Here is a 22,931-nt window from a genome sequence, read left to right as displayed (position 1 = left end):
GGCCGCCATCGTCGCGGCGGGCCCGGGCGCTGAGCCCCCGGCGAGGACGGACCCGAAGGGCGCCCCGACCGCGCCCCGCGACCGCGAAGCCCTGGACGCCTGGCTCGCCGAGTCGAGCCAGCTCATGCTCGACGCGATGCGCGAGGCCGGCCCGGACCGCGGCTGCTGGACCTGGTGGGGCCGCTCGCAGGCCCCGGAGACCAGCGGAGCCGTGGCCCGGCACCAGATCCAGGAGATCGCCGTCCACACCTACGACGCGCAGCTCACCCAGGGGGCCGCACAGCCGCTGCCGACTGACGTCGCGGTCGAGGGCGTCGACGAGTTCCTGACGACCGTCTCGGCGACGACCGTCCCCTGGCCGTTCACGCCGGCGACCATCGACCTGCACACGACCGAGGGCCGCTCCTGGCGCCTGACCCTCAACGCCGACGGCGTCCGCTGCGACGACCTCGCCGCCGACGCTGAGCCGGGCGACATGGCGATGCGAGGCGCAGCGAGCGAACTGATCCTCTACTTCTACGAGCGCGTCCCGCTCGACGGCCTGGAGACCACCGGCGACACCGAGCCGATGGAACAGCTCGCAGACTGGGACCCGAACGCGTAAAACGCGCACGTGTGACGCGACTGTCGGTGGTGCGCGCGCTCCTGCGGGCGCCACTGGGCCCGGGGCTGCCGCCCAGCACTTCTACGGCCACCAGCAGGGGGGTCGGGCGCAACGGCGGCGCTTCGGTGGTCACTCATTGGATTGCTGCTCCTTTTGAAAGCACGGGCGGATGGACGCCAGGCGGCCTCAACCCGGCTGCCGGGAAAACGGATTCATGTCGCAAACACTCACCTGTCGCCATCACCTTCACAGCGGGCAAGAAGGCACTTCCGGCCCAGCCGTGAGACGAGGGGAAGGCGCGCAGGACGGCCGACGTCATCGGACCTGCCTGGATCAGCCGCCGCCCAGGCCCTTGTGGCGGAGCCTGTGGAGGGCGGCTATGGCGCGCAGTTGCCGCTGCTCGTACGGGGTGCCTTCGCGTACGGAGAACCACCGGCTCCGCCAGGTGAGCCCGGTGGGGCGGCTGAGGCAGACGAACGGGCCGACGAAGTCGTCCACGACAGCGACCATTTCGTTGGACTTGTCGTAGACGACCATGCCGACGCGCAGGCCGGGCGGCTTCATCGCGCGTCCCCGGCGCGGCGGTGCGGATGGTTCGACAACTCCTGGTTCGAGTGCCGCACCGTCAGGTTGTCGCCCGCCTTGCGCGCCTCCTCACGCTGCGCGATCAGCGCGGTACACACGTCGCACCCGGGCGCCACGTAGTCGGGACACCGGACCGCCCCGCATTCGCACGGCGGCCACCGCAGCCCGGACCCGGACGAGAAGTCCCCGTCCCCTTCCAGCATGCCGTTCACACCAGCTCCTTCAGGCCACGGAGCACACGGGAGAGCAAGGCGGCGGTCGCGGGGGCGTAGGCCGCGTACGTCGCGTACGGACGGCTCTCGGACGCCCGCCGCCAAAGGCCCCAGCCGTGGACCGTGACCCCAGGCTCGAACAAAGGTTCCAGGTGGGTCTGGTTCGGGGCTCGCTCACGCATGGGGGGTGCGCCTTCCGTTAGGACTCAATTACTGTCTGTGCCCTAAAGGTCGGTCCTCTTGGCTGCATTCCAACAGGGGGGCGGCGTTGACTTCTGGGGCTTTCAAGTGAAGGGGTTGGCCGCACATGTCGTACGCGGATGAGTTGGACCCGTCGGATTCCGTACTGGCGTTCTACGCAACGGACCTACGGCGAAAGCGTGAGATGGCGGGCATGACTCAACGCGCCCTGGCGCAGCAGGCGTTGATGGCCCCGTCGCTGCTCAACAAGATCGAGGCGGCGAAGCGGCTGCCGTCGGAGGACCTGTCGAAGGTCGCGGACAGGCTGTTCGGAACGGACGATCACTTCATCCGGCTCTGGCCCTTGACGATCAAGTACGCGTACCCGAAGTGGTTCAGGCCGTACGTGGAGCTTGAGGCCTCCGCGACGAAGATCCGCTCGTTCGAAGCGCAGGTCGTGCCGGGGTTGTTGCAGACGGAGGAGTACGCGCGAGCCGTGCTTTCCGCAGGTCGACCGGACGTTGACAAGGTCGAGGAACTGGTAGTCGGAAGGCTCGACCGGCAGCGCATCTTCGCGCGCAAGAACCGACCAGAGTTGTGGACGGTGCTGGATGAGTCTGTCATCCGTCGCAGCATGGGGAGCGTTGACATGATGCGTGGTCAACTTGAGGCGCTGCTGTCTGCGGCGCAAACGCCCAAGAATGTGCTCCAGATCATGCCGTACAGCGCGGGGTGCCACGCGGGTGTGGGCGGTCCGTTCTCTGCCCTCAACCTGGATGAGGGCAGGGACGTGGTGTACGTCGATGGCTTCCTGCAAGGGCAGATCCTCGCTGAACAGGAGCACATCGAGACAGCGGCACACACCTATGATTTGCTCAGGGCGGAAGCTCTTTCGCCCAACCAGTCAATCGACCTGATTGTCGACGCTTTGAAGGAACTGAGACCATGACCAGCGTGAGCAGTCAGCCCGGCGTCGAGTGGCGGAAGTCGAGTTACAGCAGCAACAACGGCGGCAACTGCGTCGAGGTCGCCTCCGGCGTTCCGGGCGTCGTCCCCGTGCGTGACTCGAAGGTCCCTGCCGGGCCGGCGCTCATGCTCACCCCTGCCGCCTGGTCCACCTTCGTTTCCGGTCTGCGTTCCTCACAGTCCTGACCCGCCCCCCGGAGGGGCAGGGTACGGCGGTGGAGGACGACGACCCCTAGAGCTGGATTCCGACGTCCATCGAGGAGACGCGGGCGCCTTGGATCTCACTGTCGGCGGCCACCTCGCTCAGGGTCCGGAGTGTCTCTGTGTCCAGCGATACCGCCGCCGCCGCGACGTTCTCCTCCAGGTGCCGGCGGGTGCGGGTTCCGGGAATGGCGAAGACGTCCTTCCCCTGCGCGATGACCCACGCCAGAGCGAGCTGTGTGCTGCTGATCCCGAGACCGGTGGCGATCTGCTCGACCTGCGCGAGCAGCGTCAGGTTGGCGTCGAAATTCTCCTTCTCGAAGCGGGGGTAAATCTGACGCAGGTCCTGTTCGGCGAGCGCGTCGGTGGAACGTACCGTCCCGGTCAGGAAGCCCCGGCCGAGCGGGGCGTAGGACACGAATCCGATCCCCAGTTCCCGCACGGTCTCCAGTACGCCGTTCGACTCGATGTCGCGCGCGAACAGTGAGTATTCGCTCTCCACCGCTGTCAACGGCGCGGTGGCGTGCGCCCTTCTGATGGTTTCGGGCCGCACCTCGCAGAGCCCGAGGTGGCGTACCTTTCCCGCGGCCACCAACTCTCCCAGCGCGCCGAAGGTTTCCTCCACCGGTACTCGGGGATCGACTCGGTGCTGGTAGTAGAGGTCGATGTGATCGGTGTCGAGATGACGCAAAGAGCGTTCGACGCTCGCGCGCACATACTCGGGACGCCCGTTGGCCGCACCGACCGTCCGTCCTTCGTCGTCCATTTCGGCCCCGCCGAATTTGCTGGCGATGGCGACGCCGTCGCGCCGGCCGGCCAACGCACGCCCCAGGATCTTCTCGCCGGAGAAGGCCCCGTAGTGATCGGCGGTGTCGAACATGGTCACGCCGAGTTCTACCGCCCGCTGAATGGTCTTGACGGATTCCAGGTCGTCCGCGGCTCCGTAGGATCCCGAAAGTCCCATGCAGCCCAGTCCCTCGGCGGAGGACACGAGCCCCTGGCTCCCCAGTGCGCGATTTTCCATGACTCCATCTTTCTGCGAGCAATAGCGGGATCGGTGGGGAAAGGGACGCATGCGAACGGCGCGGTACAAGCAGTGAAGATCACGCACCGAATCCCCGACCGGTCCCTGTTTCCTTGACATTTCAGCACATGCGGCCTCCTGAGTCGCGCGATCAGAGAGGCCGGGCGCTTCCTAGGAACGCGAGTGCTACCCCGAAACGAAGACGACGCTCTGCCCGTGATCACGGGAGTTCCACACGCTTCCGGACCACGTGGAACGGCTCTATTGGAAGGTGGTGCTGGGGCCACCCCTGTGGTGGTGCCGGACCGCTGGCCGGCCGAGCGGCCCGTCAATAGCGTCGTGTTCATGATGAATGCGACGAACGAAGAACGAAGAGGTTCCACCCGGCGGACGGCACTGCGTGGGCTGGGACTCGCGGTGGGGGGCATGGCACTGGCCACCGGGCTCGGAGCCTCGCCGGCCGCGGCGGACCCGCGTCGCGGGCCCACCACCTACGTACTGGTGCACGGCACCCACAGCGCCGGTGCGTTCTGGACGCCGATCGCGCGGGAGCTGACGTTGCGCGGTCACCGCGTCGTCACGGTGGACCAGCCGCGGCACGGCGCGGAGGCTTTCGTGCCGGAGTCGTATCAGCGGCAGGACCTCGAAGCGATGGCGGCCGAGCCTTCCCCGCTGAAGGGCCTCGCGCTGGAGGACTACGAGGCGCGCGTCACGGGCATCGTGCGGCGGGCGGCACGGAACGGCCCGGTGGTGCTGGTCGGGCACAGCCTGGGTGGCGTATCGGTCAGCCGTGTCGGCGACGCCGTCCCGCATCTGCTGCACCACATCTGCTACATGGCGGCCTTCTGTCCCAGCCGTGTCCTGCCCACGGCGGACGCCTGCACGGCGGCACCCGAGAACGCGAACGCCGTCAGCCCGGTCGAGCTGACGGTGGGTGACCCGGACCGGCTCGGTGTCCTGCGACTGAACTTCCGGACAGGTGACAGCGGTGAGCTGGCCCTCCTGAAGGAGATGATCTGTGCGGACTACCCCGACGCCGAATTCCGCCGGATCCTGGCCGGCATGCAGACCGACGAGCCCGTCGCCGCTTATGCGGGCCGGGCGGTCGGCCGGGCCGGTGGCTGGGGACGCGTTCCCCGTACCTACCTGCGTTTCGGCAGGGACCGGACGATCGCCACCGCACTCCAGGACAGGATGATCGCGGAAGCCGACGCGTTCACGCCCGGCAACCGCTTTCGCGTGCACGATTTTCCCGGGGCGTCACACGTCGGCCCGCTGGATCCCGTCCCGGTCGCGGAAATCCTGGACACGCTCGCGGCGCAGGGGGGATAGGGGGGGCAGGGGGATACGGGATAAGGGGGATAAGGGGATAAGGGGATGGGGCACTCGAAGAAATCGCGGGCCAAGAGGCCCTCTGCCCGGGAGCGGTGGCGGGCTGACCGCCGGGTGCTCGACGAGTCCTGGTCCGGTCAACCGCCGTGGTGGAGGCGGTAGTGCTGGGCGAGGAGGTCACGTCCGTAATCGTTGCCGTTGGGGGCCCGCACGATGGTGTGGACGTGGAAGCGGGCGGGCTCGGTGTTGGTGAGGAAGACGCCGGGATTGTTGTCGTACTCGACCAGAAGTACGGGTGAGTGGATCCGGTAGTAGAAGGCGGACTCGTCGTCGTGGCCGCCGCGCCAGGCGAATCGGGTCTCGTCGAAGTGCTCACGGACGAGCGCCAGGGTGTGCTCGGCCTGTGGCAGCGGGAGACGGTCGAGATAGACCCGGATCAGCTCCACCAGACCGTCACGCTGGTCGGCAGGCAGGCTTGCCCCGACGATCCCCTCGGGAGGCAGGACGAGGTTGTCACTGCCCGCGCCGGCGAGCTGCCGGCCGTTCGGGCCCGCGAGTTCGGGCGGAAGGTCCTCCGTGCGAAGCGAGGGCCCCATCAGGAACTCACCCTCACGGTCGGGGTCCAGGGTGCGGCGGAACGTCAGGGCGACCTCGGTCTCGTCGCCGAAGACTGTGACGCCCTCGAACCGTCCCGTCCCGGTCGTCGGCTCGGCACCGAGGAACACGGGGGCGAGCACCACCTGCCCTCCGACGAAGACGCAGTGCAGGTCCACGTGATGGCCCATCAGTTGCCATCCCCATGGGGAGTCGCCCGAAGGAGTCCCGAAGACGGTGAACCAGTAGGCGAACTCCGTGAGGGTGTCCCGGTGGTCGTCGATCAGCTCGCCCAGGTGCTCGTTGAGCGCCATCGCCGCACGCACCTGGGCGTACCCGGCCGGACTGAGGCTCGACTCGACGACGGCGAGTGCGCGGTCCCGGTCACCGTCGGCGAGACGCTCCAGGCGCATGCCCTTGGGGTGCCATGTCGGGATCGCGTTCGTCCACAACCGCCATTCCGGGGCGTCCATCGGCAGGGCGGCGACCACCCTCTGGTGGGGCGCCAGCCCGTCCAGGTAGGTCCGGGCCGCCAGGGCGGCGGTCTTCGGGGAGGCCACCGCGTGGTTGAGACGGTAGAGGCCGGGGCGCGGGGTGCCGTTCTCGGTGATGCCGACGTACGGCTCGCGATGGCGGCGTATGCCCGCGGTCAGCTCGAAGGCCGCCTCGGGCGGGATCAGGTCCTCGAAGAGATGGGAGTCGACGATCGGCAGATCGCTGCGAGTGGTCGGCAGGGGGAAGTCTTCCCGGCGTGGTCGGCGGGACATGTCTCTCCTTTACTCGGCCCTATGGCCGGCGGGGACAGCGAGGACGTCTTTACTCGGCGGGGACAGCGAGGACGTCGCTCGGTCCCGGACGCGGACCGGACCGACGTCCGCGATCCGTCGTCGTGTTCGGCGGATTCGCCGTGCGTGACTGATCTCCGGGCGCGGACCGGTCCGTCGCGGGAAGCGGTCTCAGTGGCTGAGGTTGACCTGTGCCCTGTGGTGGTCGTTCTTCTCGATCAGGTCGACGAACCCGAGGGCGTAGTCCGCGGCGGAGATCGCGCCGCCGTCCTCGGGCTGAACCGATACGTCGTCGCCGAGCCGATAGCGGCCGAGTCGATCGCCGGGCACATGCGCGCCGAACCTGAGCGCCGGGCTCACAAAGACCCAGTCGAGTGTCGCGGGCGTGGCCGGGAGGTCCTCGATGATCAGCGCCGCCCCGGCGCGGACCTCGTCGTGGAACTCCGGGGGGATGTCGCTGAGGTCGGTGACGAAGCGGTCCGCCCCGGGCGCGGGACGCAGCGACGAGGCGCCGCCGACGACGAACAGCCGCACGCCCGCCGCTTCGGCCAGACGCGCGAGGGTGCGGTGGACGTCGCGGAAGGTGCCGGTGCCGGCCAGCGGGCCGCGTGAGGCGAGTGCGCCCACGACGACGTCCGCGCCCTCGACGATTGCCGAGAGCGTCGCTTCGTCGGTGGCGTCGCCTTGGACATAGGCCACGTTCGGGACCGGCGATTCGGGGAGCGAGCGGCTCAGTGCGGTGACCTGGTGACCGCGGGCAGCGGCCTCCGCGACGATGGCCGAACCGGCATAGCCGGTGCCGCCGATGACTGTAATGCGGGACACGAGGTGCCTTCCTCCGGACGGATGCGCCGAACGACGCGATGCGATTACCGTAGGAGAGCAGCTCTCCAACGGGAAGAAGGCACTTTGTGGTAACCACTCAGGCCGAGTCGGTGCTCGGCGGCAGCCCCTACCGCGCTGACTGCCCGACTCGCCACATCCTGGATCGCATCGGCGACCGTTGGACGGTGCTCATAGTGGGGGCCCTCTGGGACGGCAGTGTCCGCTTCTCGGAGGTGCGCCGACGCGTTGAGGGCATCTCGCAGAAGATGCTCACCCAGACGCTCCGCGGGCTCGAACGGGACGGACTCGTGCACCGCACCGTCCACCCCGAAGTCCCGGTCCGCGTCGAGTACACGCTCACCGAGGCGGGCCGCACCCTGCGCGAGCCGCTGCGCGCGCTGGAGCAATGGGCGATCGCGAACCTCGGCAACGTGTCAGCGTCGCAGGACGCCTACGACCGGGGACCGACCTCCTCCTGACTCCCCGGATCGCCGGAGGTGGCCGCGCTATCGAGCTACGGGGCGTTCCTTCGCAGCCGGTACCGGACGACCCCGGCGACGACGACCCCCAGGGCGACATGGAACCAGCGCAGTCCGGACGTGCCGGTGCTGTTGAGGGAGGACGTCGAGAGGGCGACGGCGCCGGCCACCGCCGCGGCCTGGGCCCACGGGGAAACGCGCCTCCGCGTGCCCTGGCGAGCGCGGATGCCAGCGATCAGCGCATAGGCGCCGAGGGCGAGGACGAGGCTGATGAGGGAAGCCGTCAGGCCCGGCATGCCGTCGTCGGGAGCCTGAAGGACCACGGCAGCCCCGAACATGACCGCGCACACCGGCGGCGCCCAGAGGGGCAGGGGCGGGCGCGCCGAATCACGGTGGGACCAGCGGGCTTGTCCGAGGCTGCTCCCGGTTTCTGCTGCGTCCATGCCGGCCATTGTGGCAGCCAACCGCCGGCGCCCCCCATCCGCCGTCACCCTCAACGCGAACACCCGGGCAGGGCCCGCGACATGCAGCTTCACCCGGAAAGTGCTCTTCCCCTCGCGGCGGGAGGCTAACGAGATGTGGGTGGGGCGGCCGGTCGGCCCAGGGCACCGTCGACGCAGCCCGCCATCCACTGCTGGGACGTTTCCACTTCCAGTGCCTCCGCGTGCTCGTCGCACTCCGACTTCGCCGCGCCGGTGTTGTCGAAAGAAGTGGGATCGCCGAGATGTCCCGCAGGTCCGCCTTGGCCGAAGCGATAGCCCTTCTCGTACTGCTGCGCGTAAACGCCCTTGCACCCGGATACAAGCAGCAGCGGAGAGAGCAGGAGCGCGACCACGTAACTCTTCACATGCTTGGTGAAGCCCCGACGGCCACACCACCCGACCGCCCCGGTCTCATCCTTGACGTGAAGAACGGGGAGGGCTTTCTCGTCCATGTGGCTGATCCTCCCAGAGCACTCCCGGCAGGGCGAACGTCGCCTGACGCGGCACTGGTTCGGCACACGGCCAGCACGACGGTGCCGTACACCAGCGGCGAACAGGCTTGCGGAACAGGCCAGTTGGAGGACGATCCGCCGGCAGTCACGCATTGACGGCAGTTTCGGGACCGGTCCCGAAACACATGCGGGACTGTGGGGCGGGGCGGAATCCACCGCCGTGTCGGGCTTGAAGTGGGCGAGGGAAGAGGAGCGGGAACTCATGGTCACTCAGTCGGTGGCGGAGCGTATGCCCGGGGGCGTCAAGGCCGTAATGGTGGGGGTGTGGGTCCAGGCTGTACTCAACGGCCTCGCCGGATTACTCCTCCTGAGTCTGATGAACGACCGTTTGGATCATGGTCAGGAGGTCGCGGATCTCGGCCTGGTCCGGTTCTCCGTATACGCCTCCCTTTGCGCGTCGGTCGGTCTCCTCCTCTCCGGCGTCTTCGCGTGGAAGCGGTTCGGCTGGGTACGGGGCACCGTTCTTGTCATTGAGTGCGCGATCGTGCTGGTCTCACTGATCAATGTCTTCGTCGAAGGAGTTCCTTCCGCAGGCGTCGGGCTGGTGATCGCCGTCCTCATGTTGCGGACGATGCTCAGCGAACCGGCACAGAACTGGTTCAGCCGTTAATCGGCCCGGTCCCGGCGCGGCGCCCGGGTGAGCGAGGAGCGGCAAGACCGGACACGGCTACACCGCTCGTACACCCGAACCATCGCAGTGATGCCGGCCGGGTCACGCCGGCACCAGTGCCGCCCCGCGTTGGTCCTACGGGGGGTCGCTGGGCGGACGAAGGCGTGTATTTCAACCGCCGAGGGTCACTTGCTGTCCAGCCGCCCCAGCGCGTGGGCGTCGGCGAGGACGGACCGGGCCATCTGCCAGTCGGTGTGGTCGATACCGGTGATGTGGCGTAGGTAGGCGAGGGTGACCTGCTGGACGAGGGCGACGCGGCTGGGGTCCTCGTCGGTGGTCTCTGCTGCCCGGTAGCCGGAGATGCCGCCGAGGAAGTGCTCGCCGCCGTAGACGGTGAGCAGGCTCTTGTCACCGCGGCTGAGGGTGTAGGGGTCGCTTGTCCAGGCGGGTCCTCGGGTGGTGAGCGGGAGGTCGTCCTTGTCGCCGGCGACCACCAGTCCGGGGGCGGTGATGTGGGAGAAGTCCTGGTCGCGGAGCCAGGGAAGGTTCTCGTGGGCGAAGGGGGTCAGTTCGTCGCCGCCCTTGCCGGCCGTGGCCAACTGGATGCAGGCCATGACCCGGGAGTCGGACAGGTCGTCGGCGGTGCCGGTCTGGGGGTTGGTGACGCGCAGACCCACCAGGAGGCCCGCGGTCTGGCCTCCGAAGGAGTGGCCCGCTGCGACGATGCTGCTGTGGTCGACCCGGCCGGTCAGGCCGGGCACGGATGCCTCCAGCGGCTTGAGCTCATCCAGGATGCGCTTCATGTCCTGCACGCGGTAGCGCCACAGGTGGGGCCTGCGGGGGTCGTCCGCGGCGATGGCGACCCGCTTGGAGTCGAGATGCGTGGCTTGGATCACCACGAAGCCATGAGAGGCCCAGTGGTCGACCAGCGGTGCGTAGCCGTCCAGGTCGGAGCCGAATCCGTGTGCGAAGAGCACGATCGGCAGGCGTGTGCCAGTGAGCGGTGCGGAAACGCGTACGTGCAGGTCCTGGCCGCGCTGGGGTGCGGGCAGCGCGATCGGCTTGACCGTTACGGTCGGGGTGGGAGCGGGGCCGGTCAGGCCGGTCGTCTGATGGGTGGTCATGTGCGTGCTTCTTTCCGGTGTGGTGCGGGTGGCGGGTCAGGTGGTCTTGAGGCTGAGGATGCGTTCGGCGTTGAGGTGACCGAGCTTCGCCCTGCCCTGCTCGTCGAGGGGGGCGGTGTCGACGAAGGCGCGGGCGCCGCCGGGGCCGGCGAATGAGCCGCGGGAGTCGACGCCTCCCAGGCCCGCTGTAGGCGGCGTCGAAGATTTTCCTGGGCGGCAGGGCCGGGTGTATGTACAGCGGCACGCCGAGGTGGGCAGCGGCCTCGAACACAGGCCGGAAGCTGTCGTGGTCCAGGAACCTCTCGCCCGTGCGCGGGAAGAGCATCGCGCCGACGTGTCCCATCCCGGTGACGGCGCGATCCAGTTCGGTAGCGGCTGCCCGCGGGTCAGACATGGGTAGCGTGGCGAAGGCGGCGAGCGGTCGGGGTGGCGCCGCACGGCGTCCGCGAGCACGTCATTGGCTTTCCGTGCGAGTGGGATCGCCGCCCGTGCAGGCAGGGGCTGAGTCCCGGGGGTGGTGATGGACAGGACCTCCATGTCCACACCACTGGCATCCATCCGCGCCAGACGCTCCTCACCGACGTCGAGCAGCCGCCGGCTCACCTCGCCGCGGCTGCTCAGCTTGTTGACGGTCTGGTCGCCGCCCCACTTCGGCAGGGCCTTACGCAGTTCGGGTGTCCAGGCGTGCTCTTCGACGCCGATCACTCGCCGGGCCTGGACGATGTCCTCACTCATGGCAAGCTCCATTTCGTACACGCGGCCCGGGGCGTATCGGGCGAAAACCTCGGGGGCATGTCGGCTACGCTAAAACTTGACGTCGACGTCAAAGGCAAGTCGTTATGGCGTAGATCACATGGAGCTCGGAATGCGCATTGGGGAACTCGCCCGCCGCACAGGCGTCAGCACCCGGGCCCTGCGGTACTACGAGGAGCAGAACCTGCTCACCGCCGGGCGCAGCAACACCGGCCAGCGTCACTACCCGGAAACTGCGGTCGCCCGGATCCTCCTGGTCCGGGAGCTGTTCACCGCCGGCCTGTCGAGCAAGACCATCGCCGAGCTCACGCCCTGCGTCCTCGACGGCAAGGCCACACCCGAACTCCTGGACCGCCTGGCTGTGGAGCGCGGTCACCTCGACCAGCACATCGCCGATCTCACGCACACCCGAGACCGGCTCGACTCGGTCATCGCCAGTGCCTCCGCATCCATGGACACCGGGACCCCCTGCCGGCCCGACCCGGCATCGACCGCTCCGGCGTAGGTCAGCGGTGCCACCCTCCGTGGTGGTGATCAAGAAGCTCGGGAAGGTGGGGGGATGACGTCGTCCAGTCCGTTCGCGGTGCTCTGGAACAGTGACCAGCTCGCGCTGTTACGAGAACTGGCGAGCTCGCGAACGGCGCCGCTGCGGCGGGTGCGGCGAGCGCATGTCGCCCTGGCCTGCGCACAGGGCACCGCGAACGCCGTCATCGCCGGACGTCCGCACCGGGCAGGTCCTGGGCGAGGACATCACGCGCAACGACCCGGTCACCTTCATCGCCTTCCCGCGATTGCTGGAGCACGCCGTCCCAGCGGATTCGACGATCCACCTGATCCTGGACAACGGCTCCTCGCACACCTCGAAGGCGACCCGGTCCTGGCCGGCCAAGCCCCCGCGCTTCGTCGTCCACCACCCCCCAAGCACGCCTCCTGACGAGTTCGACTCCCACCAGGACCTCGTCGAGCAGATCCGCGAATTCACCCTCGCCTACGACGACCCGGCGCGACCATTTGGCCCGGGAGTCGGCTCCGGCTCCGGGGCCGACGTTCCGCCCGGTGGCGCCGTTGCTGTCATTGCAGTCCCTCCGCGACGCGCCGAGACTGCCCTTCCCGCCTCCGCCTCCGCTCAACTGCCCTGATGCGTAGGGCAGTTCATCGCGTCTGTCCCCAGAAGCCTCCGCGTGCCTGTCTACTCAGCCGACGCCGATCTGTCCACCTCGCCGCACGCTTCACGCCTCCTCCATCCCCCCGGGGGTTACCAGGGAAGGACGCCCTCGGCGTCGAAGAACCCACCGGTGGGGCCGTCGGGGCCCACCTGCGCCATGCGCACGATGATCTCGACGCCCTCCTCCACGGTCTGGATCCCGCTGTGCCCGTTCAGGTCGGTCGCGGTGAAGCCGGGCTCCACCGCGTTGATCCGCATCTCCGGGTACGCCTTCGCGTACTGCACGGTGACCATGTTGACCGCGCTCTTCGACGCCGGGTAGGCGACGCCCGGGTACGCGTACGTGTGGGTGCCCGGGGTGGCGACCCGCGTCAGCGAGGCCAGGCCGCTGCTGATGTTGACCACGACCGGAGCGGCCGAGCGCGCCAGCAGCGGGAGGAAGGCGTGGAGGACGCGCACGGTACCGAAGACGTTCGTCTCGAAGGTGGTCCGCATCATGTCGGCGGTCGTGTCGGCGGCGCCGCTCGCGACGTTGGCTTCGTTCATCTCCGCCTGGATGCCCGCGTTGTTGATCAGTACGTCGAGCCCGCCGTCGGCCTCGATGACCTTCGCCGCCGCCTCCACGGACGCGTCGTCGGTGACGTCGAGCTGCACCGTGCGCGCGCCCAGGCGCTCGGCGGCGCTGCGTCCGCGTTCGGCGTCGCGGCTGCCGACGTACACGGTGTGGCCCTCGGCGATGAGCCGGCGGGCGGTCTCGAAGCCGAGACCCTTGTTCGCTCCGGTGATCAGTGTTGTTGTCATGCCTTCACGATGCGGTGGAGCCGGGCGGGGCAGCCAGGAGTCCCGTTTTCCTGGGACTGCCAGTACCAGGAAGTTCCGGCCAATCCGGTGCACAGTGGTCTCATGGCAGGCACAGAGTTCGGGCATACGGTGCGGCGCTGGCGCGACCGGGTCTCCCCGGAGGCGGCCGGGCTGCCCGTCGGCGGCCATCGGCGTGCGGCCGGGCTGCGCCGGGAGGAGTTGGCGCTGCTGGCCGGGATCTCGGTCGACTACGTCACCCGCCTCGAACAGGGCCGGGCGGCCAACCCGTCGGAACAGGTCGTCGAGGCCCTGGGCCGGGCCCTGCGCCTGTCGGGGGCGGAGCGCGCGCACCTCTTCAACGTCGCCGGGCTCGTACCGCCGGGGCAGGGCACCGTACCCGCGTACATCACGCCGAGCGTGCAGCGGATGCTGGACAGGCTGACCGAGACGCCCGTCGCGGTGTCCGACGCGACCTGGACGCTGCTGCTGGCCAACCCGCTGTACGTGGCGTTGATGGGGGAGCGGCGCGGCAAGGAACGCAACGCGGTGTGGCGGGACTTCCTCGGCTCGGGCAGCCGCGTCCGCCACACGCCGGAGTCGCGGCGCAACGTCGAGACCGCGCAGGTCGCCGGGGTGCGTACGGCGGCGAACCGGTATCCGGCTGACCAGCGGCTGCGGCGCCTGGTGGCCGAACTGCGCGCCAACAGTGAGCGGTTCGCCGAGCTGTGGGACTCCGGAACGGTGGGCGACGGACTCCAGCCGTCACGCAAGACCATCGACCACCCGCAGGTGGGCGCCTTGACGCTGGACTGCGACCTGCTCAGCGTCGAGGGCAGCGACCTGCGGATCATGATCTACACGGCCGAGCCCGGCACCGAGGACGCGGAACGGCTCGCGCTGCTGGGTGTCCTCGGCACGCAGAGCCTGGTGGGATAACGGCGGGGTACGGGGGTCAGCGGAAGGCCCCGGGCAGGGGGGCGGTCCCCGTTACGGACAGGTGCTTGATGGCCGCTGCGAACGAATAGCAGTCGAAAAGCGCGGAATGCTCACGCCCTGCGGCGGGTTTGGGCAGGCCGAGCACTTCCCACAGGCGCCCCACATTGGCCGACGCCGTTTCGGGAACGGCGGAATTCAGCCACGGTCGGACATTCGAGAAACTGGTACCGAGAAATCCGTGCTTCACCTCTTCCCCCCGGGCTCGCGCCCAGCCCAGGTTCTCCCCGATGACGACCATGTCGTTGCCGTAGGAGAGGGCGGACTGTCCCTGACAGAAACCGAGGAAATCCCCGAGCGCCTGAGCTGGGGCGATGCCTTCCCGGTCCACCATTTCCTGAGTCACGCCGGTGAGGTCGGTGAAGTAGGGGGACAGCTCCGGATTGACGACCGGGCGGACCAGGACTTCGTACTCCTCGACAACGGAATAATCGTCTCCGATGCGCAGGGCGCCGATCTGTACGATCTCGCGAAGCTGGCCCGGTGCAGACCAGCCCTGTTCAAGTGCGCCCGCCCACGAAGTGAATTCAAGGTCGAACAGAACAAAGGTTGACAAGATGTTCTCTCTCGCGAGGGGCGGGGTGTCGCGTACGGTCTCGGTGAGGGTACTGCGTGGACGAAGAGCCGTCGGATCGATCAGGTCGTGGCGCCGGTCGTGGTGTGTGTCGCGGTACGGGCGTCGGTGCGGGCGGCCGTGTAGACGACCGTGAGCCTCGGGTCTTCCACGGTGCCGCCGGGCTCGCTGTCGATGAGCGCGCCGAGCCGGGTCAGGAACTGCTCGCGGGCGGGCGGGGCGAGTTCCACGATGTTCGGGAAGGTCGACCACAGCGCACGAGCGGTTCGCGCGGTCAGGGTCTGGTTCCATTCGATGACCTCGACGGAGACATCGGCGAACCAGCCGCCGCCGGTGATCTGTTGCCGCCAACGGTCGCTGTCGAGCGCGGTCGACCGGCTCTGGAGGTAGCCCGGTTCGGCGGGGAGCAGGTCGCGGTATACGTCGTCCAGCCGGTCGCGGAACAGTGTGGGCCGGTTGGTGTCCCCGAACTCGTTCCACCAGGCGGCCAGCCACCCGCCGGGCCGGACCAGGCCGGCGATCTTCTCGGTCGAGGTGACGGGGTCGAGCCAGTGCAGCGCGGTCGCCGCGACCGCGAGATCGAACCCGCCGGGCAGCTCGGCGGTCTCGAAGTCGGCGACCGTGACATCGAGCCGGTCGCCCGCGTGGGTCGCGGCGAGGAGTGCGGCGAGGTTCGCGCCTGGTTCGACGGCGACGACGTGCGCCCCGGCGGCCAGGAGCGGCCCGGTCGCGAGCCCCGTACCGGCGCCGATCTCCAGAACGCGCGCGCCGGGCCGTAGCCCACAGCGCTCGGCCAGCAGGTCGAAGACCGCGTCCGGGTACGGCGGGCGCCCCTGTCGGTAGGTCTCGGCGGCGCCGTTGAACGACATCCGCCGGGTCTGGAGAGTCGCGTCGGGAGTGCCCGAGTCGGGAGTGCCCGAGTCGGGCGTGCCGGAGTCGGGCGTGCTGCGGTTGGTCCTGCCAGGGGCTTGCTGCGGGTCATCCACCCGCCCAGCCTGCCGTCGGAGACACCCCTCGGCAACGACATTTCCACCGTGGTCCCCGGCGTTGTCGGCTCGGGGCTCAAGTGCCGGATGGGCGGGACACGGGAGAGGGTTTTTCCGGGGCGGTCTGCGGCTTTTGGGAGGCTGCGTTCGGCCCGAAGCTCAAGTGCCGTGCTTCGAGCCCTGCTTGAGCGGAATGGGAGGGAAGTCTTTCCCACCCACCCTCCCCACCTGGCATGTTGACGCCAAGTGATCGGCTTGCCACGTTGGGTGGTGACGGTTTAGCTTGCCCACAGAGACGTAAACGGCCCCCGCAGGTGTATCGAGCACCTGAGAGGGCCTGACCGACGAGATCGCTCCCCAGAGAGCGATCCAATTCCGACTAGAGAGTGATCCCGTGGCTGACAGCCAGTTTAGTGATGTGCCCCGTCCCGCGCACGCAGCAACGCACCCGATGGCCAGCCCGGGTTACGGCAAGCGTTCGACTTCCAGTCAACCCGCCCCCGCCGCAGCCGACTTCTCGCTTCTTCCGGCGCGCGAGGCGGCCGTCGCCGGATACATCGACAGGCTTCCCGACGGCGCTGACATCTCGGTAAAGGCGCTGGCCAAAGTGCTTCCGTACGGGCAGTGCGCCATGCGGACCGCGCTGCGCCTCATTCAGCGGGCCGGGTTCTTACGTCGGGGCCGTGAGCATCTCGTAACCGAACACGCGGCGCGCTGGGTCACTCATACGTGGTTCTCGCGTACGGCGATGAGTGAGGCGTCGTGGGCCGCGTACCTGACCGGTGACGATCAAGGTGTGCGGGCGCCTTCGGCTGCTTCCGGCGAACCTGTGGCGGTGGATGAACCCGGGCCCGAGCCCGAGTCCGAGCCTGAGCCCGAGTCCGACCCCCGCGAGGTTGAGACCGTCGGCTCGCGGCTTCCGGCCCGGCTCCCCGAGCGTTCGCCCGCGTACGCCGCGCTCGCCGCGCTCGGTCACCGTAAGCCGGACCTGTCGTTGTCCGCCGCCGAGTGCGCGGCGCTGGAGCCGCTCGCCGCCGCGTGGTTCGAGCGGGGCGCCACCGAGGAGATGGTGCTGCGGGCGCTCACCGACCGGCTTCCCGTGGCCGTGCAGCACCCGGCCGGATTCATCCGGCAGCGGCTGACGGCCAAGCTGCCGCCCGCGTACGTACCGCCCGCCGCGCGCCCGCCGATGCGTCTCATGGAGTGCTCCACGTGCGGGGCCCCCGGCCGTCCCGAGACGCTCCAGGACGGCGACTGCGGTACCTGCCGGGGCGAGCGCGCACGGCCTGAAGCGTCCGCTGCGTCCTCTCCGTACCTTCCGCCCGAGACGGTGCGAGCCAGGGTCGCCGAAGCGCGCGCGGCGGCCCGACCTACACTGACGGCCAAGTAAACGACCAGTTAGAAGCACTGCAAGAGCCAATTGCAAGAGTCAGCAGAGGAAGTCGGCCTCGTATGGATCTCCAGCTCGCAGGGAAGCGCGCGATCGTCACAGGAGCGAGCAGGGGCATCGGGTACGCCGTCGCCCGCGCACTGGCCGCCGAAGGCGCCGCCGTCGTGCTGGCCGCCAGGGGGCAGGACGCGCTCGACGCGGCAGCCGCCCGTATAGCCGCCGACGGGGGCCGGGCGCTCGCCGTGGTGACGGACACCACGGACGAAGCGTCGGTACGGGGACTGGTGCGGCGCGCGGCCGGCGAGTTCGGGGGAGTGGACATACTCGTCAACTCCGCCGCTACGCCCGCCACTTCGGGGTTCTCCAGTGCGCTCGCCGACGTGGACGACGACCGGCTGCGACACGAGGTGGAGACGAAGGTCCTCGGCTATCTGCGCTGCGCGCGGGCCGTCGCGCCCCTGATGGCGGCGCAGGGCTGGGGGCGCGTCATCAATGTGAGCGGGCTGGCCGCGCGGCAGACCGGATCGGTGATCGGCTCCATACGTAATGTCGCGGTGGCGGCGATGACGAAGAACCTCGGGGACGAACTCGGCCCTCAGGGGATCAACGTCACGGTCGTCCACCCGGGCGCGACGATCACCGAGGCGTCCCCGGCGACGTTCGCCGCGATGGCGGAGGCGCAGGGGGTCGAGGAAGCGGAGATCGTACGGCGCTTCGCCTCCGGGATCAGCATCGGCCGGCTGGTCACGGCGGAGGAGATCGCGCACACCGTCGTCTTCCTGGCCTCACCGCTGAGCGTGGCGATCAACGGAGAGGCGATCGCCGTCGGCGGCGGGCAGATCGGGCCGATCCACTACTGAGCAGCAGCCCTGGTGCGTCGCTGTCCGCGTTGCTGTCCGCATGGCTGTCCGCGTCGCTGTCTGCCGAGGGCAGAACGCTCCTCCCTTCCCGTCGGGCGCGACGCTCCTATCCTGGGGAGGTGACCAGCCACGCGCCGAACCAAGCCCGCGTCATTCCCCTGCGCCCGGTCGCGACCCCGGTCGCGGCGGCGCCCACGGTGAGAGAGCCGCTGTGGCGGGACATCGTCGGCGATGTGCTGCGCCGCGAACGCCTCGCGCAGGAACGTACGCTCAAGGACGTCGCCGACGAGGCGCGCATCTCGGTGCCGTACCTCTCCGAGGTGGAGCGCGGGCGCAAGGAGGCCTCGTCGGAGGTGCTCGCCGCCGCCGCTCACGCACTGGGCCTCGGCCTCATGGACCTGTTGTCGCTGGCTCAGGACGAGTTGGTCCGCATCCACGCGGTGGGGCAGAGCCGGAGGCGTGACGCCCGTACGTCGTCGGTCACGTCTGTTACGTCGGTCACCTCGGTCACCTCTGACATCTCGGCCGCCGCGCGCCGTGACCTCAACTCGGGACGTACGACGCGCGAGTTCGAGGCGCGCCTCGCCGCCTGACGATTCCGGCCCCCTGTCTTGGTGCGACTTCCCGCCAAAGGGGGGACTTTCGGACTAGCATCCCCCTGGATATGATGCCGGCGCTCGTCCGGCACCATGAGACACGGGGAAAGAGGCCACGCATGGCGTGGGAGGAGTGGGAGCAGCTCAAGTCCGAGGCGGCCCGGCGTAGTTCGGCGAAGATGGGGCTCGACCATGTCGCGCCGGAGCCCGGCGGGGGCGGTGGCCCCGGGACGCTCAACCACACGGACGGACCCTGGACCCATGCGGCGGCGGTGGCCGGCACCTTGCGAACGGGCCTGAACACCGCGAAGCGGGATCTGGACATCGCCGTGGGAAAGGCGCCGACCGGTGTTGAAGGGCTGACCAGCCTGAGCGCGCTCACGGAGGTCCACACCTCCTGGGACGAGCGGCTCACCGCCGTCGGGCGCGAATGCGGCAGCCTGGGACCGAAGTTGACCGATGTCGCCGCCATCATGGGCGAGGTCGACACGGACACCGGTGCGCAGTCGGACGCCGTGCATGTCCCGAGTGCCTGGAAAGAGGGGCAGTGACCGCCGGGCTGACGTGGCAGCAGCTTCGCGATGTGAAGCTCAGCGGTCTGGACGATGTCGCCGACGGGTGGGGCACGGTGAGCAGCCGCGCTGGCGCGGCGCACGACCAGGTCCAGTCGGAGATGACCGGGGCGCTGAAGAAGACCCAGGAGAGCGAGTCGGCGACGGCCGCCGTGTCGCGTATCCAGCGGCTTGAGCGCAACTTCCAGTACACACAGACCGAATGCGGCCTGGTCCGTACTCTGTTGAACGGCCTCGCCTCCGAACTCGCCGCCCCGCAGCGCAAACTCAAGGACGCGCTGGCGGATGCCGAGAGCCTCAAGTTCACGGTGGAGAGCGACGGTTCGGTCACCTACACGCACACCCCCGCGGTTCCCTTCGCGCCCGGCAGGGGGACGGCCACCCCCGGCGCCCCGGTCCCGCTGCTGCCGGGAGTGGCGGAGGGCGGCGCCGACATCAACAAGGGCAAGGCCGAGGACATAGCCCAGCGCATAGCCGACGCGCTCAGCGAGGCGGGCGTGACGGACGCGCGTTACGCGAGTGCGCTCCGTAAACTCAAGGCGCCCCCCGGCATCGACGTCACCGACGCCATGCTGACCGACGCGGCGAGCGACACGGCGGCGGTGGCGAAGGCGACGTCGGAGTTCCTCGACAAGAACAGCATCCCGCACGGCAAGTCCCCGGCGGAGAACAAGAAGTGGTGGGACAGCCTCACGCCGGAGCAGCAGGACGAGTACAGCACGGTGTATCCGCACGAGATAGGCGCGCTGGACGGGATACCCAGCACGGTGCGGGACGACGCCAACCGGATGGTGCTCGCGGAGACGCACGCCAAGGTGCGGCAGCAACTCGACAGCCTGGGCAAAGAGCCGCCGAAGATGATCGCCAACCCGTACGGCTCGTACCCGGTGGCCATCACCAACCCCGCGTGGCAGACGTGGCACGACGGGGGCGGCGACAAGCTCAGAACCCAGCTCAAGGGCATGGACGCCATCCAGTCCCGCTTCGACAAGACGGGCGAGAACGGCCTGCCGGACGCGTACCTCCTGGGCTTCGACCTGGACGGGAACGGCCACGCGATCCTCGCCAACGGAAACCCGGACACGGCGCAGAACACGGCGGTGTATGTGCCGGGGACCTCGTCGAAGCTGGAGAGTTTCGGTGGTGACGTCAGCCGTATGTTGGCCATTTGGAGAGAAGGGCACGCCAAAGACCCGGGGGAGTCGCTCTCGACCATTACCTGGCTGGGATACGACGCTCCGCAGAACATCGTGACGGACTCGCCGCAGAAGCACTTCGCATACGACGGGGCCCCCAAGCTCAACCAGTTCCTGGACGGGCTCCAGAGCGCCCAGGGCGGGGCCGACGCCAGCCACACCACGGTCATCGGGCACAGTTACGGCACGACCACGATCGGCGCGGCGGCCCAGAAGGGCGATCTGGCCGCCGACGACCTTGTGGTGGTGGGAAGTCCGGGGATGCTGGTCGGCAACGCGGACGATCTCGACGTGGGCAAGGACCATGTGTGGTCGGAGGCGGGACGGACCGACCCGGTTCCGCTGCTGGGCAAGAGCGTCGGCCTCGGAGGTTACGAATGGGGTGTCTCGAAGTGGAACGGAATCCCGTACGACGCGGGTTACATCCAGAACATTCCCTCGGACGAGGCCTTCGGCGCCCACCGTATGGATGTTGACACCAGTGGTCATAGCGATTACTGGAATAACGGGACCGAGAGCCTCAAGAACCAGGCCTTCGTCGTTGTGGGCCAATACAGCAGGGTGAGTGAGGACTAGTGAATGTGGCCGTCGGCAAGGCCAAGTACCGTGGGCGCGGTCTCGCCATGGCGGCGACGGCCATCGCCTTTTCCCTCGCAGCGACAGGATGTTCCAAGACAGTGGACGATCTTGACTACACCCCCACCACGCTGGCGGTCGCCAAGGCCAAGGACAAAACAGGGTCGGTATCCAGCCAGATTCTCAACATGATCGGGATCAAGGGCGGCAAGGTGACGGAGCCAGGTCCTGGAGTCTCGCCGTGCGACGAGGACCCGGAGCACCTGTACCGGACGCTGCATCCGTGGTCGGTGTACCAGGTCTCCGAGGACGAATTGAAGCAGGGCTTTCAGCGCCTCAGGGAGGCACTTCCCAAGAACGACTGGAAGATCGTCGAATACGGGCCCAACAAGAGCAAGGACAAAACTCTGGAAATGACGGCGGATTACAAGAAGGAGCGCTTCTCCGTCAACGCTGAGTTGCACATCTCCACCGCGTCGACCAAGGAGAAGACACCGTTGATCCTGATCAACGTCGTCTCGGCCTGCTTCCGCGCCCCGGCCGGCACCAAGCTGGACCAGGAGTTCTGAGCCGGATCACCAGGCCCGGTCCTCGGTGGGCACAGGCACCGTCACGGCTCCCACCGCCCGTTCCCGGCGCGGCAGCAGCAGTGGTGTGATCAGGGTCAGGACGCCGGCGACGGCGATGGCGGTGCGGGGGCCCGTAACCGCCGCGAGCAGCCCCCAGCACACCGTCAGCAGCGCGATGGTCGCGCTGCTCGTGACCGACCACGCCGACAGGGTCCGGGCGACCCGGTCGGTCGCTGTGTGTTCCAGCCGGTAGGTGGCGAACACCGGGTTGAAGACGCCCATGCAGGTGATCAGGCCGAACTCGATCGCCATGACGAGCACCAGCCCCCAGATGCCCGGCCGTACGAAGGCCAGCCCCAGCAGCCAGCACGCCCGCAGCGCACCGCTCGCCAGCAGCACCCGGTGCTGCCCGAACCTCGCCACCAGCGGCCGCGCGAGCCGCGAGCCGACGAGGCCGCCGACGCACGGCACGCCGAAGGCGAGACCGTACCGCAAGGGCGAGAAGCCCAGGTCGCGCAGGAGCAGTACCGCCATCAGCGGCGCGGTCGCCATGATCAGGCCGTTCACCAGGCTGGTGTTGAGGAACAGCGGTCGCAGACGCGGGTGGCGCAGGATGTAGCGCCAGCCCTCCATGATGTCGCCCGCGCCGAAGAGCTTCGCTGCTCTGGTCGGCGGCTCCGGCTCCTGGCCGCCGATCGCGCGGATGCCGAGCGCTGAGAGCACGTACGTGGCCGCGTCCAGCACCACCGTCGTCAGCGGCCCGAACACCCCGATGGCGGCGCCGCCCAGCGGCGGACCGACGGCGGTCGCCGTCCAGGTGGTCGTCTCGAACCTGCCGTTGGCCACCAGCAGATCCTCCGGGGCCACCAACGCCTTCAGGCACGCGCCGCTCGCCGCGGTGAACACGATGTTGGCGGCGGCCACGATCACCGACACGACGACAAGTTGAACGAAGTTCAGCCAACCCGCCGCATACGCGGCGGGTACGGACATCAGCGCCAGGAACCGCAGCACATCCATCGTGATCATGACCGGCCGTTTACGCCGGAACTCCACCCAGGGCCCGAGCGGCACCGCGATCAGCGCCCCCACGGCCAGACCCGCAGCCGACAGGACGGACACCTGGGTCGCGCTGCTGTGCAGTACGAGAATCGCGATGAGCGGGAACGCGTCGAGGGCGAACCAGGTGCCGACCGTACTGGCCGCGTACGCGCCCCACAGCCACCCGAAGTCCCGGCCCAGCGACGGTCTCGGCTGCCGCTGTTTCCGCTGCCGCTGCTTCGGCTGCCTGTTCGTCGTGCCCGCCGCATCTGTCACATCCGCCACGTCTGTCACATCTGCCATGTCCGCCCACGCCCCGCTCGATCCGAACAGCCCTTGGTCCT

General features: G+C 68.8%; 29 protein-coding genes. 15 read left to right on the top strand and 14 right to left on the bottom strand.

Translation table 11 applies throughout. From position 1 onward, the window contains the following. Positions 1–604: maleylpyruvate isomerase N-terminal domain-containing protein (locus tag QR77_RS15345; protein ID WP_040022331.1), on the top strand; the 604-nt coding region annotated here is incomplete at its 5' end. A 333-nt stretch (positions 605–937) separates the two neighbouring features. Here the strand turns inward: QR77_RS15345 and QR77_RS15340 are convergent. Genes QR77_RS15340 through QR77_RS15330 form a run of 3 tightly spaced genes read right to left on the bottom strand, consistent with a single transcriptional unit; the run spans position 938 to position 1,583 of the window. Beyond that, on the bottom strand, positions 938–1,168 hold the full coding sequence (locus QR77_RS15340; RefSeq protein ID WP_040022329.1) for a hypothetical protein: 231 nt from the start codon (positions 1,166–1,168) through the stop codon (positions 938–940). Continuing rightward, complete coding sequence (locus QR77_RS15335; protein WP_040022327.1) at positions 1,165–1,401, bottom strand: hypothetical protein; 237 nt, start codon at positions 1,399–1,401, stop codon at positions 1,165–1,167. The genes QR77_RS15340 and QR77_RS15335 overlap by 4 nt, the downstream gene beginning before the upstream one ends. Beyond that, positions 1,398–1,583: a hypothetical protein gene (locus QR77_RS15330; protein ID WP_040022325.1), complete on the bottom strand. Its 186-nt coding sequence runs from the start codon at positions 1,581–1,583 to the stop codon at positions 1,398–1,400. Before QR77_RS15330 ends, QR77_RS15335 begins: the two co-directional genes overlap by 4 nt. Before the next feature lie 125 nt (positions 1,584–1,708). Here QR77_RS15330 and QR77_RS15325 point away from each other — a divergent pair, with 125 nt between their 5' ends. Both QR77_RS15325 and QR77_RS15320 read left to right on the top strand, forming a co-directional pair. Further along, on the top strand, positions 1,709–2,530 hold the full coding sequence (locus QR77_RS15325) for a helix-turn-helix transcriptional regulator (protein ID WP_040022323.1): 822 nt from the start codon (positions 1,709–1,711) through the stop codon (positions 2,528–2,530). Beyond that, positions 2,527–2,733, top strand: a complete 207-nt coding sequence (locus QR77_RS15320; protein WP_040022322.1) for a DUF397 domain-containing protein — start codon at positions 2,527–2,529, stop codon at positions 2,731–2,733. Before QR77_RS15325 ends, QR77_RS15320 begins: the two co-directional genes overlap by 4 nt. A gap of 46 nt (positions 2,734–2,779) precedes the next feature. On the opposite strand, the gene QR77_RS15315 is transcribed toward QR77_RS15320, so the two are convergent. Beyond that, positions 2,780–3,841, bottom strand: a complete 1,062-nt coding sequence (locus QR77_RS15315; RefSeq protein WP_236710664.1) for an aldo/keto reductase — start codon at positions 3,839–3,841, stop codon at positions 2,780–2,782. Positions 3,842–4,198: 357 nt separating this feature from the next. Between QR77_RS15315 and QR77_RS15310 the strand changes: the two genes are divergently transcribed. Then, positions 4,199–5,104 carry an alpha/beta hydrolase gene (locus tag QR77_RS15310; RefSeq protein WP_173476308.1) on the top strand — a complete coding sequence of 302 codons (906 nt, stop codon included), beginning with the start codon at positions 4,199–4,201 and terminating at the stop codon, positions 5,102–5,104. Positions 5,105–5,241: 137 nt separating this feature from the next. Here QR77_RS15310 and QR77_RS15305 read toward each other — a convergent pair whose 3' ends face one another. Both QR77_RS15305 and QR77_RS15300 read right to left on the bottom strand, forming a co-directional pair. Next, positions 5,242–6,465: a DUF3500 domain-containing protein gene (locus QR77_RS15305; RefSeq protein WP_052488770.1), complete on the bottom strand. Its 1,224-nt coding sequence runs from the start codon at positions 6,463–6,465 to the stop codon at positions 5,242–5,244. A 189-nt stretch (positions 6,466–6,654) separates the two neighbouring features. Beyond that, a complete protein-coding gene (locus QR77_RS15300; RefSeq protein ID WP_040022320.1) occupies positions 6,655–7,308 on the bottom strand; it encodes an NAD(P)H-binding protein in 654 nt (217 codons plus the stop codon). A gap of 86 nt (positions 7,309–7,394) precedes the next feature. On the opposite strand from QR77_RS15300, the gene QR77_RS15295 reads away from it, so the two are divergent. Continuing rightward, positions 7,395–7,787 (top strand): helix-turn-helix domain-containing protein, encoded by a 393-nt coding sequence (locus tag QR77_RS15295; RefSeq protein WP_078876695.1) that lies wholly within the window; start codon positions 7,395–7,397, stop codon positions 7,785–7,787. Between the two features lie 35 nt (positions 7,788–7,822). Here the strand turns inward: QR77_RS15295 and QR77_RS15290 are convergent, their stop codons facing one another. Then, entirely contained in the window at positions 7,823–8,230 is a 408-nt protein-coding gene (locus QR77_RS15290; protein ID WP_150130381.1) for a hypothetical protein, read from the bottom strand. Between the two features lie 125 nt (positions 8,231–8,355). Then, positions 8,356–8,721, bottom strand: a complete 366-nt coding sequence (locus QR77_RS15285; RefSeq protein ID WP_040022318.1) for a hypothetical protein — start codon at positions 8,719–8,721, stop codon at positions 8,356–8,358. Between the two features lie 262 nt (positions 8,722–8,983). Here QR77_RS15285 and QR77_RS15280 point away from each other — a divergent pair, with 262 nt between their 5' ends. Next, positions 8,984–9,391 carry a hypothetical protein gene (locus QR77_RS15280; RefSeq protein WP_052488768.1) on the top strand — a complete coding sequence of 136 codons (408 nt, stop codon included), beginning with the start codon at positions 8,984–8,986 and terminating at the stop codon, positions 9,389–9,391. Between the two features lie 185 nt (positions 9,392–9,576). Here the strand turns inward: QR77_RS15280 and QR77_RS15275 are convergent, their stop codons facing one another. Then, positions 9,577–10,515 (bottom strand): chlorophyllase, encoded by a 939-nt coding sequence (locus QR77_RS15275; RefSeq protein WP_040022317.1) that lies wholly within the window; start codon positions 10,513–10,515, stop codon positions 9,577–9,579. A gap of 36 nt (positions 10,516–10,551) precedes the next feature. Then, positions 10,552–11,250 carry a hypothetical protein gene (locus tag QR77_RS48650; protein WP_052488767.1) on the bottom strand — a complete coding sequence of 233 codons (699 nt, stop codon included), beginning with the start codon at positions 11,248–11,250 and terminating at the stop codon, positions 10,552–10,554. Positions 11,251–11,380: 130 nt separating this feature from the next. Between QR77_RS48650 and QR77_RS15265 the strand changes: the two genes are divergently transcribed. Together QR77_RS15265 and QR77_RS45900 are read left to right on the top strand one after the other, a co-directional pair. Next, the gene (locus tag QR77_RS15265) at positions 11,381–11,773 is read left to right on the top strand and encodes a MerR family transcriptional regulator (protein WP_040022315.1); all 393 of its coding nucleotides are present in this window, start codon (positions 11,381–11,383) and stop codon (positions 11,771–11,773) included. Positions 11,774–11,936: 163 nt separating this feature from the next. Then, positions 11,937–12,407 (top strand): hypothetical protein, encoded by a 471-nt coding sequence (locus QR77_RS45900; protein ID WP_150130380.1) that lies wholly within the window; start codon positions 11,937–11,939, stop codon positions 12,405–12,407. A 116-nt stretch (positions 12,408–12,523) separates the two neighbouring features. On the opposite strand, the gene QR77_RS15255 is transcribed toward QR77_RS45900, so the two are convergent. Further along, on the bottom strand, positions 12,524–13,234 hold the full coding sequence (locus QR77_RS15255) for an SDR family oxidoreductase (RefSeq protein ID WP_040022313.1): 711 nt from the start codon (positions 13,232–13,234) through the stop codon (positions 12,524–12,526). Between the two features lie 102 nt (positions 13,235–13,336). Here QR77_RS15255 and QR77_RS15250 point away from each other — a divergent pair, with 102 nt between their 5' ends. Beyond that, positions 13,337–14,170: a helix-turn-helix transcriptional regulator gene (locus QR77_RS15250; protein WP_040022312.1), complete on the top strand. Its 834-nt coding sequence runs from the start codon at positions 13,337–13,339 to the stop codon at positions 14,168–14,170. Positions 14,171–14,186: 16 nt separating this feature from the next. Here QR77_RS15250 and QR77_RS15245 read toward each other — a convergent pair whose 3' ends face one another. Then, positions 14,187–14,783, bottom strand: a complete 597-nt coding sequence (locus QR77_RS15245) for an exonuclease domain-containing protein (RefSeq protein ID WP_040022311.1) — start codon at positions 14,781–14,783, stop codon at positions 14,187–14,189. An 80-nt stretch (positions 14,784–14,863) separates the two neighbouring features. Continuing rightward, positions 14,864–15,787 (bottom strand): class I SAM-dependent methyltransferase, encoded by a 924-nt coding sequence (locus tag QR77_RS15240; RefSeq protein ID WP_150130379.1) that lies wholly within the window; start codon positions 15,785–15,787, stop codon positions 14,864–14,866. Positions 15,788–16,181: 394 nt separating this feature from the next. On the opposite strand from QR77_RS15240, the gene QR77_RS46655 reads away from it, so the two are divergent. The 6 genes from QR77_RS46655 (at position 16,182) to QR77_RS15210 (ending at position 21,546) form a co-directional block, all read left to right on the top strand. Further along, positions 16,182–17,177, top strand: coding sequence for a hypothetical protein (locus QR77_RS46655; RefSeq protein WP_160310915.1), 996 nt, complete (start codon positions 16,182–16,184; stop codon positions 17,175–17,177). Positions 17,178–17,239: 62 nt separating this feature from the next. Continuing rightward, complete coding sequence (locus tag QR77_RS15230; RefSeq protein ID WP_040022308.1) at positions 17,240–18,037, top strand: SDR family oxidoreductase; 798 nt, start codon at positions 17,240–17,242, stop codon at positions 18,035–18,037. A 119-nt stretch (positions 18,038–18,156) separates the two neighbouring features. Beyond that, complete coding sequence (locus tag QR77_RS15225) at positions 18,157–18,630, top strand: helix-turn-helix transcriptional regulator (protein ID WP_040022307.1); 474 nt, start codon at positions 18,157–18,159, stop codon at positions 18,628–18,630. A 122-nt stretch (positions 18,631–18,752) separates the two neighbouring features. Further along, positions 18,753–19,184 carry a hypothetical protein gene (locus QR77_RS46650; RefSeq protein WP_040022306.1) on the top strand — a complete coding sequence of 144 codons (432 nt, stop codon included), beginning with the start codon at positions 18,753–18,755 and terminating at the stop codon, positions 19,182–19,184. Then, positions 19,181–20,977, top strand: a complete 1,797-nt coding sequence (locus QR77_RS15215) for an alpha/beta hydrolase (RefSeq protein WP_052488766.1) — start codon at positions 19,181–19,183, stop codon at positions 20,975–20,977. Before QR77_RS46650 ends, QR77_RS15215 begins: the two co-directional genes overlap by 4 nt. 5 nt (positions 20,978–20,982) lie before the next feature. Beyond that, the gene (locus QR77_RS15210; protein WP_150130377.1) at positions 20,983–21,546 is read left to right on the top strand and encodes a hypothetical protein; all 564 of its coding nucleotides are present in this window, start codon (positions 20,983–20,985) and stop codon (positions 21,544–21,546) included. A gap of 6 nt (positions 21,547–21,552) precedes the next feature. On the opposite strand, the gene QR77_RS15205 is transcribed toward QR77_RS15210, so the two are convergent. Next, positions 21,553–22,890 (bottom strand): MFS transporter, encoded by a 1,338-nt coding sequence (locus QR77_RS15205; protein ID WP_078876691.1) that lies wholly within the window; start codon positions 22,888–22,890, stop codon positions 21,553–21,555. Between the last annotated feature and the right edge of the window lie 41 nt (positions 22,891–22,931).

This window comes from Streptomyces sp. 150FB, from assembly GCF_000818195.1.
In the GTDB taxonomy this organism is placed as follows: domain Bacteria; phylum Actinomycetota; class Actinomycetes; order Streptomycetales; family Streptomycetaceae; genus Streptomyces.
This window is presented reverse-complemented; position numbering and strand designations above follow the sequence as displayed.